The sequence below is a fragment of the Halalkalibacter wakoensis JCM 9140 genome, from assembly GCF_000513095.1.
GTDB lineage: Bacteria > Bacillota > Bacilli > Bacillales > Bacillaceae_D > Halalkalibacter > Halalkalibacter wakoensis.
Genome location: NZ_BAUT01000095.1, coordinates 1 through 13678 on the forward strand (window position 1 = coordinate 1; position 13678 = coordinate 13678).

Sequence of the window (13678 nt, forward strand, 5' to 3'; positions counted from 1 at the left end):
CAATCCAGTTTTAGCAAATCTCCCCATCCATAAAGGTGTTTATGTTATGATAAAACAAGTACGTATCATAACAGTATCTTGTCAGTTTTCGAGTTTTTTTATATCATAAAATAAAGATACGTGAACGATAAGTACGTTACGGAAAGTGGAGATGATTAAATGCTATGTCCTGCTTGTCATCACAATGGAACTCGTGTTCTTGATTCAAGGCCTAGTCATGAAGGTCGTTCCATTCGCAGAAGGAGAGAATGTGAAGATTGTAGCCATCGCTTTACAACATTTGAAATGGTCGAAGAAATCCCACTCATTGTTGTGAAAAAAGATGGAACGCGTCAAGAATTTTCTCGTGAAAAAATCCTTAGAGGTTTGATTCGTGCATGTGAAAAACGTCCTGTTTCTTTAGATACACTCGAAAAGATTGTTAATGATGTTGAAAGAGAGCTTAGAGGATTTGGAAAAAATGAAGTGAAAAGCCATGATGTCGGAGAGCTTGTTATGGAAAGATTAGCCGATATTGATGATGTAGCGTATGTTCGTTTTGCTTCCGTTTATCGTCAATTTAAGGACATAAATGTCTTTATAAAAGAGCTTACAGAATTAATGAATAGGAATGAGGAATAGAGCTTAAGCGTCTTACGCGAAAAGCTCTTTTTACGTGAATAGAAAAAACATCATGGAGGTGAGAATATGACATGGCATTGGAAAGAACTTTTACCGGTGGATCGTCTTTGTGTGCGGACAAGCAATTATATAACGGATCTTGATCGTTTAACATTGACATTGTTGTACCAGCCATTAATTGGAGCTGGAGCTCATAGTCTTTATGCATCATTGTTGTCCCAGCTTGAAAAAGATCAATATTGGAGCAATGAACTAACCCATCGGCAATTAATGTTGTTGTTAGGTGTCTCACTTGAAGTGATATATGAGGAACGGAAAAAGCTTGAGGGAATAGGTTTATTAAAAACGTATAAGCGTAAAGATGAAGGTGGAGGGGCAACGTATTTATATGAAATACAGCCCCCTATGACACCTAAGCAATTTTTTGAAAATGATGTTCTAAGTGTATACTTATTTAATCGTTTGGGAAAATCTCATTATCGCGCGTTACGTGAACGATTTACGATTGACCAAATTTCTCATGAAGACTACACTGAAATGACGCATGCCTTCGATGAAGTATTTGTTTCGTTGCATCACTCTGAAATGGTGTCAAACCTTCAGTCTGAAACAGGAAATGCGCTTCAAATAAACAAAGAAAAAGAGCTACTTTCAACAAATGAAGGAATTGAAATGATATTTACTCAATTTGATTTCTCTCTTTTCGAAAAAAGCTTAGCATCGTTTATCGTTCCGGAAGAGATCCTGACCGACGACGTACGTAAGATGATTACTAGATTAGCTTTTGTCTATCAAATAGAGCCACTTGAAATGAGTAGTATTGTTCAACAAGCTCTACTTCATGACGAAAAGTTGGATTTGCAGCAACTACGAAAGAAAGCACAGGAATGGTATAAGGTTGAGCACGGCAATGAGCCTCCTGGCCTCGGTCTGCAAAAGCAGCCAGTAAATCACCAAACCATGGCGGGAATCGAGCCCAAAACGGAAGAAGAACGAACGATTAAATTTTATGAAACAACATCTCCATTAGAGTTATTAGAAATTCGTTCAAATGGAGGGAAAGTTCCGGTAGCGGATGCGAAAATTATAGAATCGTTACTCATTGATCATCAGTTACTTCCAGGTGTTATAAATGTCCTTTTGGACTTCATGTTGTATAGTCATGATATGAAGTTATCGAAGGCGCTCATTGATAAAATTGGTGGACATTGGGCTAGGAAAAAAGTACACACCGTAAAAGAGGCGATGCAATTGGCTTTAGTTGAACAACAAAAAACAACTAAAGAGAAAACGAAAGGAAGTCAATCTGAACCTCAAAAAAGAAGTGGACAAAGAAAACAACCACAGAAACGAGATAAATTACCGAAATGGCTCATTGCGGATAAAGAGCAAAAAGCAACTCCAACAAAAGAACCCAACTTTACTGAAAAAACGTCAAATGGAGAACAAAGCTTTGAACAAATGCTTCAAGACTTACGAACAAGCAAACAGAAAGGAGGCAGTTAAACAATGGAGTCAATTCAGTCTGCTTTAAAACAATGGACAAAGGATCAGCGCATTGAGGAACGGCTAGAATCAGCCAAAAAATCCTTACTCGCAGATCCTGTTGTTCAAAAAGCGCTTGAAGGAAAGCGAATAAATGATGATATTTTGGACCAAGGGTTAATCAAGCTGTATGAATTTCAGAAAGAACGAAACAACTGTGAACAGTGTCCTGGCTTGGCAGCATGTCCGAATATGATGAAGGGTTATCAACCTGAAATGATTGTTGCTAGACGGACGATTGATTTAGAGTATCATTCTTGTTCTTTAAAGAAAAAAGAAGAGCGAGCAAAACAACAACGTCAATTGATCAAGTCGCTTTATGTCCCAAAAGACATCTTGGACGCTACATTTGATGGCCTTGATCTTGATCGTGATCGGGAAGAAGCAAGTCGAAAAGCATTAGCTTTTGCCGTTAATGCAAGACCAGGAGAAGATGGGCAAGGTTTGTATTTTTATGGGAGATTTGGTGTTGGCAAAACCCATCTTATGGGAGCTGTTGCAAATGAACTTAGGGAGAGAGCCATTGATTCGTATATTGTTTATACACCCGACTTCTTTAGAGAGATGAAGCAGTCCATTGGCGATGGTACGTTCCAAGAGAAACTAGATGCAGTTAAGCGCACGCAAGTGTTGATACTTGATGATATTGGAGCAGAAACGATATCTGGTTGGATTCGTGATGATGTGTTAGGAGCCATTCTCCAGCATCGGATGTTGGAGAAACTCCCAACGTTGTTTACATCTAACTATGACTATGATGAATTAGAGGAACATTTAGCTTACTCTGAACGTGGTGGCATAGAAGAGTTAAAAGCCAAACGAATTATGGAAAGAATTAAACATTTTACGACGTTTGTTCAAGTTGAAGGAGCTAACCGTAGGTCAAGATGATTGATGCAGTTTTTGCCAATAGTAGGCTCCTTACTTTGCGCTAGGTGATAACTATGGTAGGATAACAGTATCCTATATTGAGAGATTCGGAGGTACAACATGAGCATTGATGCTATTTTAGAACGTGCCGTGAATGGAGAACGCCTGTCGATGGATGACGTTGTTTCTCTATATGAGAGTGATGAAGTCGAGAAAATGGGGGAAGCTGCCAATAAGATTATGCTCAAGTGGCATCCTGAACCTATCACTACTTTTGTAATTGGACGAAATGTTAATTATACGAATTACTGTGATACGTATTGTCGGTTTTGTGCCTTTTATCGTGCTCCTGGACATAAAGAAGGCTATGTGCTTGAGAACGATGTAATCTTTAAAAAAATTGAAGAAACTCTTGAAGTAGATGGGACTGAGATTCTCATGCAAGGGGGGACAAACCCTGACTTGCCGCTACAATATTATACGGATCTTTTAAAAGAAATTAAGCTTCGTTATCCAAGTATTTGGATGCATTCTTTCTCACCTGCAGAAATTTGGAAAATTGCAGAAGTGTCAAATTTGTCCGTTGAAGAAGTTTTGCGTGAATTACATGAAGCGGGCCTTGATAGTATGCCAGGTGGAGGAGCAGAAATTCTAACGGAGGAAACACGTCTTCGAGTAAGCCGTTTGAAAATTACGTGGGAACAGTGGATTGAAGCAATGAAAGCTTCTAAACGCGTCGGTATGCACGGGTCTGCTACAATGGTTATTGGATTTGGTGAGTCATTCGAAGAACGTGCTCTTCACCTCCAACGAATTCGTGACGCACAAGATGAGACAGAATGTTTTACAGCCTTTATTTCATGGTTATTCCAACCAGAGAATACAGGCATGTACAAGACGAAAAAATTAACATCACGCGACTACCTAAAAAATGTTGCGATCTCAAGACTTTTCCTTGATAACATTCCTAATTTCCAATCATCTTGGGTTACAATGGGTCCTGAGGTAGGGAAATTATCATTACAGTATGGATGCAACGATTTTGGTAGTACGATGATGGAAGAAAACGTTGTTTCAGCTGCAGGGACCACCCATAAAGTCAATACAAACGAAATTCTTCGTCTCATTCGTGAAGCGGGCAAAATACCAGCACAACGTGATACGAAATACAATACACTACGAGTATTTGACGATAAAGAAACAGCAGCAAAAGATTTTATTATGCAAAACTAAAACAAATAATAAGCTAGGAGAAGTGTGACTAATGGTCAGGATGAGGCCGTTTGTCACACTTTTTTGCTTGTAATGGAACGTTTATATAGACACTAGCCTTGGAGGGAACAGAAAATTTTTTACACAAGTCAACGGGTAACCAACCGCAGGGGAATGACACTTCGCTTTCCGCGGGTGCCCGGTGAGCCTCCTCGGCTGTCGCCTTCGGGGTCTCACACGTGGGTCACTGGTCCCGCAGGAGTCTCCGTGTCATTCCCCTGCTAAGGTTACTTTTTTATCTTTAGATGTATTTATTTTATATATGTATATTGCATAGAGATTAAAAAAGGAACACGACTCAATAGTAAGGACATGTTCCTTTTTCCTTTTATGGGACTAGTACTTTTTTGCCTTTAGTACGACGGGATGTTTGCCCGCCTTCCTAGTTTTTTTCTTCACCCTTCCTCTCCCCATTTTTAACAACAAAGTAAGTAAATAGCCTGTCATAAAGATCATTGCTATAAATAAAGACTTTCCTCATAGTGAAATGGAGCGGAAGTCACTCGCCACCTCCTTGCGGGTGCGAGTGACTGCAGCGCAATGGAACGAACATGTGGAGAGTAAGTAAGTTAAAGCACATAAAAAAGAAAATGTAATCATGTTTTTTTTTCCTGAACATAGGATGAAAGTAGAGCCTGTCTGAAACGACGAAAAGACGATGTTCACATAGAGGTGTTCGTTAAATGTAAGGGGGAGTATGCGTTGATAGCAATCCATTTTGAAGAGACTTATGATTGCCAACAGCTACTTAGGCAGTTGACAGCGTACATTCAAAAGTATGCTGAGTTCGGCTTAGGAGGAGCTGTGAAAGCAGAAGGGGAAGATACGATTATTCTCAACTATGAAAACACGCATATTAATTTTTATGATTCGTTTCATCCGCTGCTAGCGTCTGTGTTAACCGATTATGTAATAAGCACAAAAGAGGAAGAATGGCTATTAGATATTATTGAAACGATGTTCTATTTTCATGATGAGGAGGAGCAGGAGCAAATTTTAACGATTGCTCGTTCTATTCTTGAAGGAGACCGTAATGACTTACCGCAAATGAAATCATTCTTTAATCGTAGGGAGTATATCTATTCTGCTTTCTCTAGTCACTTAGAAGAAGATACAACTTTTTATTATGAGCCATTTCTAACGTTCAGGTTACGAGATTATGGGGAGATATTAATTGACTGTGTCGAAATGGCCATTGATGAATATATGCTAGAGCAAGAATACCAAAATATGATTGAAGACTTTCGTCAATTTGTTCAGTTTAAAAGACCGAAGCTTGAGATGATCTACATTGTTCATGATGAAACATTTACCTTTTATGATGAACATTTTAGGCGAATGACGAGAGAAGAGCTATTGTTTCATCTACAAGATGATTTAGTGTTTGAGCAAGAAGTTGACATTGAAGAGATGGTCATTAGTCCTTTAGTAAGTATGGTGCCAAAACAAGTGCACGTTTTCTCTGACGATCCGGATCATGGTGTCATTATTTCCATCCAAGCGATCTTTCAAGAACGAATGAAAATGTACCCATTAAAAGCGTATGATAAAGAATGGAGTTAACTTTTTTGAATGATCACTTGATTTTCTAATCAAGGCTCCCTATAATACTACATATCATCTTTAATATGTAAGAGTCTTGATGAGGACATGAGGCGTTACATCGGTTTGCAGAGAGGGAAGCATATGCTGAGAGCTTCCTAACTAGACGAACGTTCTTACCACCTCTGAACTGCGCAGGGAAACACATTTGTGGACTAACTAGCGCCGGTTACAACCGTTACAATGTATCTTGAGGAAAATGAATGAAAATGTCATTTTCGAACAAGGGTGGAACCACGAACTACACTCGTCCCTTCTGTATGGAGGGATGAGTGTTTTTTATTGGCTCTTTTCGCAAAAATGGTTGTTGAAGTGCTATTTCTTGTAGTGAAATAGAAGGTAACATGGTAGAACACGTGACGATCAGACAACTAAGTATGCGAAAAACAGCTTTTATTTTAACGAAAAAAAGAAGGAGTGGACAAGTATGGCTGAAGTGAAAATTACGTTTCCAGATGGTACAGTAAAGGAGTTCCCAAGTGGAACAACAACAGAAGATATTGCAGCATCCATTAGCCCTGGATTAAAGAAGAAGGCGCTCGCTGGAAAATTAAATAATACACTATTAGATCTAAGGACACCGATTACAGAAGATGGAGAAATAGCAATCGTCACTCCAGATTCTGAAGAAGCACTTGAAATTGTTCGTCATAGTACAGCTCATGTGATGGCTCAAGCGATTAAGCGTTTATACAAAGATGTGAAGCTTGGAGTAGGCCCAGTCATTGAGGGTGGGTTTTATTATGATATTGATTCAGAAGAGTCTTTAACTCCTGAAGATCTTCCGAAGATTGAGAAAGAAATGAAGCGTATTATTTCAGAAAATCTTGAAGTGAAACGAATTGAAGTATCACGTGAAGAGGCAATTGAAAAATACAAAGAAATTGGCGATGAATACAAACTTGAGTTAATTGAGGCAATCCCTGAGGGGGAGATGTTGACGATTTATGAGCAAGGTGAGTTTTTTGACCTTTGCCGTGGAATTCATATTCCATCAACAAATAAAATTAAAGAATTTAAGCTGTTAAGTTTAGCTGGTGCTTACTGGCGTGGAGATAGCAAAAACAAAATGCTACAACGAATTTACGGTACAGCTTTCTTTAATAAAGAAGATTTAAAAGAACATCTTCGTTTGCTTGAAGAAGCAAAAGAACGTGATCATCGTAAACTTGGGAAAGAGCTTGGCATTTTTGCACTTTCTCAAAAAGTGGGACAAGGGTTACCATTATGGTTGCCGAAAGGGGCTACTGTTCGTCGGATTATCGAGCGATACATCGTTGATAAAGAAGAGCGTCTTGGTTACCAACACGTGTACACACCCATTTTAGGTAGTTCAGAGCTTTATAAAACATCTGGACATTGGGATCATTATAAAGATGACATGTTCCCTGTGATGGAACGTGATAACGAAGAGTTCGTGTTACGTCCAATGAATTGTCCACATCATATGATGGTCTATAAACAAGAAATGAGAAGTTATCGTCAATTGCCACTTCGTATTGCTGAACTTGGAATGATGCATCGTTATGAAATGTCTGGTGCCGTTTCTGGTCTTCAACGTGTACGAGGCATGACGTTGAATGATGCACACATTTTCTGCCGTCCAGATCAAATAAAAGAAGAATTTTTACGAGTTGTTCGATTGATTCAAGAAGTATACAAAGATTTTGGAATTGATAATTATAAATTCCGTCTTTCATACCGAGATCCAGAAGATACGGAGAAGTACTTCGATGATGATGAGATGTGGAATAAAGCGCAAAGTATGCTTAAAGATGCCATGAACGAGCTTGAAGGTATTGAATACTTTGAAGCAGAAGGGGAAGCCGCATTCTACGGTCCAAAGCTTGATGTCCAAGTGAAAACAGCGCTTGGAAAAGAAGAGACTCTTTCAACAGTTCAGCTTGACTTCCTATTACCAGAGCGCTTTGACTTAACATATGTTGGGGAAGATGGGCAACAGCATCGTCCGGTCGTTGTACACCGTGGTGTTGTGTCAACAATGGAGCGTTTTGTAGCGTTTTTACTTGAAGAGTACAAAGGAGCTTTCCCAACATGGTTAGCACCCGTTCAAGCTCAAATCATCCCAGTTTCAAATGATGTTCATCTTGAGTATGCGAAGAAAGTACAAGAAGAGCTTCAAGCAGTAGGAGTTCGTGTAGAAATTGATGAACGCGATGAGAAACTTGGATATAAAATTCGTGAAGCGCAAATGCAAAAAATACCTTATATGCTTGTATTAGGTGATAAAGAGAAGGAAGCGAATGCCGTTAATATCCGTAAATACGGAGAGCAAGATTCGGCCTCGGCAGCGTTAACTGATTTTGTCGAGCAGATGAAGCAAGAAGCTAGGAAGTAGAAGAGATTTTTTAAAATTCTGTTTCGTAAAGATTGTTGCTCTCAAGGAACGTTTTTCTCATAGTGAAATGGAGCTACAGCCACTCGACTTCTGCGGGGTCTCACACGAGGCCACTGAAAAAGTGCTCGTTTACTTTGGACTTGAAAGGGAGCTTTGCCCTCGCTCCCGGGATGGGGGGCACGCTTTCCGCAGGCGGCCGTTGAACTAACCGGCAAGCCGGTGGATTTCAACCTGCCCTCTCCTCCTGCAGGAGTCGGCCTCCCCATCCCGTCCGCTTTGTTGAGTGGTAAGATAGAAATTCTCTACTTTTCAACGATAAAAAAATAAGAGAAATAGTCTAAAAAGGCCTTTGAGAAATAAAACTCAAAGGCCTTTTATCTATAGTCTGAAGTTTCATTTTACTGTCATTTTATTTTATAATTTAGGTATGACACCACTTCTAAAAGGCTTAAAAGATAACATCGGCTTCGCTCATCGCATCGAGAATATTCAAAAAGGGAAAACCACCCTTTTTGAATATTCTCTTGCATTCTCTTACGCTAGAAGGTAGAATAATTAAGTCGGCCACCAAAGAGTTGACGTGTTGCAGTGATTATGATATAGTCATTTAGTAAACAATTTAACATTGGAAACAAAGCAAGAAGAAGCGCCCGCTTCTCACCTGATGACGCGTATGCAGTTTACAGGTATAAACAGTTTCATTTCTAAGAATGGACTAAGTGTGGGCGTATTGTGCCTACGCTTTTTTGTACTTGAATGAAGGTGCATTAGACAATGATGTCGATGCAAACCTTGCTTTGATTCGTTAAAATCCTTTGGAGGTGGCTCATTATTAGTAAAGACATGTTGGTCAATGAAGGGATTCGTGCACGTGAAGTACGTCTTATTGGAGCAAATGGTGATCAAGTCGGTGTGAAGTCAAAACAAGAAGCACTAGAAATGGCAGCGAATGTCAATCTTGATTTAGTTTGTGTCGCTCCAACTGCGAAACCACCTGTATGTCGCATCATGGACTACGGAAAATTCCGTTATGAGCAACAAAAGAAAGATAAGGAAGCTCGTAAGAAACAAAAGATTATCAACGTGAAAGAGGTTCGTTTGAGCCCGACAATTGAAGATAATGACTTTAATACGAAGCTTCGTAATGCTCGAAAATTCCTTGAAAAAGGAGATAAAGTAAAAGCAGCGATCCGCTTCCGTGGACGTGCCATTACTCATTCTCAAATTGGACGGAAAGTTTTAGAGCGTCTTGCAAAAGAATGTGAAGATATTGCAACAGTTGAGTCGATGCCTAAGATGGAAGGTCGTAGCATGTTCCTCATTATGGCTCCTAAAACTGAGAAGTAATTCTTTGCTGAACAAGATTAAAGGGAGGACCTGAGTTATGCCAAAAATGAAAACTCACCGTGGAGCAGCTAAGCGTTTCAAGAAGACTGGATCTGGAAAGCTTAAACGTTCACACGCATTCACTAGTCACTTATTCGGTAACAAGTCACAAAAGCAAAAGCGTAAATTACGCAAAGCTGGAATGGTTCATTCTGGTGACTTCAAACGCATTCGTCAAATGTTAACGTACAAAAAATAATTGATTTCGGTTTTTAGAAAAAGGAGGGAACTTCGATGCCAAGAGTAAAAGGCGGTTATGTCGCTCGTCGTCGTCGTAAGAAGGTATTAAAGTTAGCTAAAGGATATTACGGTTCTAAACATACATTATTTAAATCAGCGCAAGGACAGGTAATGAAGTCTTTACTATACGCTTACCGCGATCGTCGCAACAAGAAACGCGACTTCCGTAAGCTATGGATTACTCGTATCAATGCAGCTGCACGTATGAACGGTCTTTCTTACAGCCGTTTCATGCACGGTTTAAAGCTTGCTGATATCAACGTTAACCGTAAAATGCTTGCTGAACTAGCTGTAACTGACGAACAGTCATTTGCACAACTTGCTGAAAAAGCAAAAGCAAGCCTTAACGCATAAGAAGAAAAACGCGACTTTCGTCGCGTTTTTTTCTATGCATTAAAATGAGAATAGCTGGATCGCGAAAGAGGGATGCTCTTATGTTACTTTACGTTATCTTCGTAAATCTGTTATCTTTTGTTATAATGGGGCTGGACAAATCTCGAGCGAAGCAGCGTAAGAGAAGAGTGCCAGAGCGGTTATTGTTTTTGTTAGCCCTTCTTGGTGGCAGTATAGGGGTATATATGGGAATGAAGCGTTTCCGACATAAAACAAAGCATTACTCATTCAGTGTAGGAGTACCCATCATTATTTTTGCCCAATTAGGGATACTTGTCTTCATCTTATTCTACGTCTCAGCATAGACTACAAGAGAGGGGGACTGAAAAATGGAGGATTTTATAGAACGTTCATTTCATGTGATTGAACAGAGTGGTTGGTTTGCTCCGTTATTCTTTGTCTTGCTCCATGTCTTTAGGCAAGTTTTTTTCATACCAGTCTTGCTCATTTGCCTTCTTGGTGGGTATTTATTTGGAACTTTTTATGGTTCGATCTATTCCATCATCGGTCTTACAGCTGTGAGTGTTGTCTTTTATGGTCTTATTCATCTTTTCCCAAGAATGCGAGGAAAATTGACTGTTCTTAAGCAAAAATTTGTAAAAGATCGACAGCTCACGGTTCCACAGATGATGATTATGAGATTAATGCCATTTATTCATTTTCATCTAATCTCTTTGTATTTGATTGAATCAACTAAAAATATAAGGGATTATACGAAATATTCGTTTCTAGCTAGTATACCTCCAGCTGTCGTATATACAGCATTTGGAGATATGATCCATGAGTTGCCATTAGAAGGAACATTGATCTTTGCTGGTTTCCTAGGCATGTTGTTTTTATTCTTCAGGAAAAAAAGGACGAATATTAAATGGGAAGAGTTTTTCTCTACATCAAGGCAGTAAAAGAATAAAGGTAAAAAGGCTTTTGCCATTTGCTTCTAACTGCAAAGCTTGTAAAGGGTTTGGTAGCTAGTGCTGTGGGAAGGGTCTTTTTTTTTGTTAAGTTATAGGGGAGGAAGAAATAATGCAAATGTTAAAAACGCACAATTTACAGTTGCATAGTGCATCAATAAATTGTGCGAATGAAAATGCATAAGTTATTTTCGTAATAATTCCTTAATTGGGCTCTTCCATTCAAGTTTTGCACTAGGATAGCGTAAATGAATATCATCTGCAATGAATTGAAAATCTTCCTTGCTGAACCCTTTTAATTGATCTGTTTGTTTAGCCCATACATAAATCGAGACAATTTCAAACGATTGCTCGGTTGTTCCTAAATATTTTTCTCCTTCAAACATAACCCCTTTATACGTAATCATAAAATTTTTACGAACATCTTTTTCATCATCATAAAAGAAAAACTGTTTGCGTTCATGTGCCTGTTCTAGCTTTCTACGAGGGTGAAACAAATACTTGAAAGCTGAATAAGCAAGAACAATGAGGGCTGTTAATAATAATAAGCGAAACAAGATAACCATGAATGACTCTCCTCCTTATGAGGTACGATCGCCTTTTTATTAAATTTTGACACATGTACCTAGCGAAAGTAAAGCTTCTACTATGTAATACGAGCGACTAGAGCTTTGGTTACGTCTTTTTTAGAAAAATTGCTATAATAACAAAAGACAGGAGGGTTAAATATGAATGTGAAAGAGCTATTTTTAATTCAAAAACAATTGAATGATCGAATCGTGGATGAACATAACCTTATAGGAAGAGATTTATTTTATGATCAGCTATTAGCTTTTATAGTTGAGATTAGTGAATTGGCCAATGAGACACGTTCTTTTAAATATTGGAGTAGAAAAACATCATCTGAGCGGTCAGTTATTTTGGAAGAGTATGTAGATGGATTGCACTTTGTCCTTACGTTAGGCTTAACGTTAAATGTTACCTCAATCACAATACTTGATGAATATAAGACGGAAAATGAGACGACAGAACAATTTTTACAAGTATTAAAGGATGCTAGTGCTTTAGGGGAAACCAAAACAGAAACACAGTATATGCAGTTAGTAACATCCTTTTTTATGCTAGGGCAGATTTTAGGGTTTTCCAATAAAGAAATAGAAGAAGCTTACTTACAGAAAAATAAAGTCAATCACGAAAGGCAGGATGCGGGCTACTAATGATCGAAAGTCATTTGAGTAGCGAAATGCTTTTCTGTATACTAAATGAGGAAGAAGAAATAAGGAGGCTATATACATATGTCAAATTTAGATGAGCGCTTACAGATGCTTAAAGACTTAACGGATGCCAATGGTGTTCCAGGTAACGAGCGGGAAGCACGTGAGGTTATGACAAAATACATAACACCGTTTGCTGATGAAGTAACAACAGATAAACTTGGGAGTTTAGTTGCAAAGAAAACAGGGAAGGCTGACGGACCAAAAATCATGGTAGCTGGCCACCTTGATGAAATTGGTTTTATGGTAACGAGCATTGATGACAAGGGCTTCTTACGTTTTCAAACGGTTGGAGGCTGGTGGGAGCAAGTGATGCTTGCCCAGCGTGTTACGGTTATGACAAAAAAGGGAAATATCCCTGGGGTAATTGGTTCAAAGCCTCCTCATATCCTAGCTCCTGAAGCTCGTAAGAAACCAGTAGACAAAAAAGATATGTTTATTGATATTGGAGCAACGAGCAAAGAGGAAGCCATCGAATTTGGGGTGAAACCTGGTGATTCAGTTGTTCCAGTTTGTGAATTTACGGTTATGAAAAATGAGAAGCTATTAATGGCAAAAGCGTGGGATAACCGAATTGGTTGTGCGATCGCTATCGATGTATTACGTGGTCTTCAAGGTGTAGATCATCCAAATACGGTTTACGGTGTTGGAACCGTTCAAGAAGAAGTAGGTCTTCGTGGTGCACGTACTTCGGCTCACCTTATTCAACCAGATATTGGCTTTGGTGTTGACGTAGGAATTGCTGGAGACACGCCAGGAGTGACAGAGAAAGAAGCATTAGCAAAAATGGGTGATGGTCCGCAAATTGTCCTTTATGATGCATCGATGATTTCTCATAAAGGCTTACGTGATTTTGTAACAGATACGGCTGACGAACACAATATTCCATATCAATTTGATGCGATGGCTGGTGGTGGAACAGATTCTGGAGCGATTCATCTAACAGCGAATGGAGTTCCAGCTTTATCGATTACAGTTGCCACTCGTTACATCCATACACATGCAGCGATTTTACATCGTGACGACTATGAGAACGCGGTAAAATTAATTGTTGAGGTAATTAAAAAGCTAGACAAAGAAACGGTTGAAAACATTACATTTTAATAAAAAAGAATGGAGGCTATCTCGCAAGGACCTTGTGAGATAGCCTTTTTTTATATTTTAAACAAACGTTTGATTAAGGTGGTTACGTGTTCTTCCTATGA

Annotated in this window: 14 protein-coding genes and 2 other annotated features; of the genes, 13 read left to right on the top strand and 1 reads right to left on the bottom strand. The window is 39.0% G+C overall.

The features are described from left to right. Positions 1–159 precede the first annotated feature (159 nt). The 11 genes from nrdR (at position 160) to JCM9140_RS20165 (ending at position 11190) form a co-directional block, all read left to right on the top strand. On the top strand, positions 160–621 hold the full coding sequence (nrdR, locus tag JCM9140_RS20110; RefSeq protein WP_034750849.1) for a transcriptional regulator NrdR: 462 nt from the start codon (positions 160–162) through the stop codon (positions 619–621). A gap of 66 nt (positions 622–687) precedes the next feature. After that, positions 688–2127: a replication initiation and membrane attachment family protein gene (locus JCM9140_RS20115; protein WP_034750852.1), complete on the top strand. Its 1440-nt coding sequence runs from the start codon at positions 688–690 to the stop codon at positions 2125–2127. 3 nt (positions 2128–2130) lie between these two features. Next, positions 2131–3057, top strand: coding sequence for a primosomal protein DnaI (gene dnaI / locus JCM9140_RS20120; RefSeq protein WP_034750854.1), 927 nt, complete (start codon positions 2131–2133; stop codon positions 3055–3057). A 99-nt stretch (positions 3058–3156) separates the two neighbouring features. Then, the gene (gene mqnC, locus JCM9140_RS20125; RefSeq protein ID WP_034750856.1) at positions 3157–4269 is read left to right on the top strand and encodes a cyclic dehypoxanthinyl futalosine synthase; all 1113 of its coding nucleotides are present in this window, start codon (positions 3157–3159) and stop codon (positions 4267–4269) included. A gap of 741 nt (positions 4270–5010) precedes the next feature. Continuing rightward, positions 5011–5871, top strand: a complete 861-nt coding sequence (ytxC, locus tag JCM9140_RS20130) for a putative sporulation protein YtxC (RefSeq protein WP_034750864.1) — start codon at positions 5011–5013, stop codon at positions 5869–5871. A gap of 67 nt (positions 5872–5938) precedes the next feature. Then, positions 5939–6168, top strand: a binding site (T-box leader). 169 nt (positions 6169–6337) lie between these two features. After that, positions 6338–8269, top strand: a complete 1932-nt coding sequence (gene thrS / locus JCM9140_RS20135) for a threonine--tRNA ligase (protein ID WP_034750867.1) — start codon at positions 6338–6340, stop codon at positions 8267–8269. Between the two features lie 632 nt (positions 8270–8901). After that, positions 8902–9023: a sequence feature (ribosomal protein L20 leader region), on the top strand. An 89-nt stretch (positions 9024–9112) separates the two neighbouring features. Beyond that, positions 9113–9616, top strand: coding sequence for a translation initiation factor IF-3 (infC, locus tag JCM9140_RS20145; RefSeq protein WP_034750873.1), 504 nt, complete (start codon positions 9113–9115; stop codon positions 9614–9616). Between the two features lie 37 nt (positions 9617–9653). Next, the gene (gene rpmI, locus JCM9140_RS20150; protein ID WP_034750876.1) at positions 9654–9854 is read left to right on the top strand and encodes a 50S ribosomal protein L35; all 201 of its coding nucleotides are present in this window, start codon (positions 9654–9656) and stop codon (positions 9852–9854) included. A 35-nt stretch (positions 9855–9889) separates the two neighbouring features. Beyond that, positions 9890–10249, top strand: coding sequence for a 50S ribosomal protein L20 (rplT, locus tag JCM9140_RS20155; protein ID WP_034750879.1), 360 nt, complete (start codon positions 9890–9892; stop codon positions 10247–10249). Between the two features lie 80 nt (positions 10250–10329). After that, on the top strand, positions 10330–10593 hold the full coding sequence (locus tag JCM9140_RS20160; protein WP_034750882.1) for a DUF1294 domain-containing protein: 264 nt from the start codon (positions 10330–10332) through the stop codon (positions 10591–10593). Between the two features lie 24 nt (positions 10594–10617). Further along, positions 10618–11190, top strand: a complete 573-nt coding sequence (locus JCM9140_RS20165) for a TVP38/TMEM64 family protein (protein ID WP_034750885.1) — start codon at positions 10618–10620, stop codon at positions 11188–11190. 194 nt (positions 11191–11384) lie between these two features. Here the strand turns inward: JCM9140_RS20165 and JCM9140_RS20170 are convergent, their stop codons facing one another. Continuing rightward, complete coding sequence (locus JCM9140_RS20170) at positions 11385–11765, bottom strand: hypothetical protein (protein WP_034750888.1); 381 nt, start codon at positions 11763–11765, stop codon at positions 11385–11387. A gap of 162 nt (positions 11766–11927) precedes the next feature. Between JCM9140_RS20170 and JCM9140_RS20175 the strand changes: the two genes are divergently transcribed. Together JCM9140_RS20175 and JCM9140_RS20180 are read left to right on the top strand one after the other, a co-directional pair. Beyond that, positions 11928–12416 carry a dUTP diphosphatase gene (locus JCM9140_RS20175; RefSeq protein WP_034750891.1) on the top strand — a complete coding sequence of 163 codons (489 nt, stop codon included), beginning with the start codon at positions 11928–11930 and terminating at the stop codon, positions 12414–12416. 78 nt (positions 12417–12494) lie between these two features. Further along, positions 12495–13577, top strand: a complete 1083-nt coding sequence (locus tag JCM9140_RS20180; RefSeq protein ID WP_034750894.1) for a M42 family metallopeptidase — start codon at positions 12495–12497, stop codon at positions 13575–13577. Positions 13578–13678 lie beyond the last annotated feature (101 nt).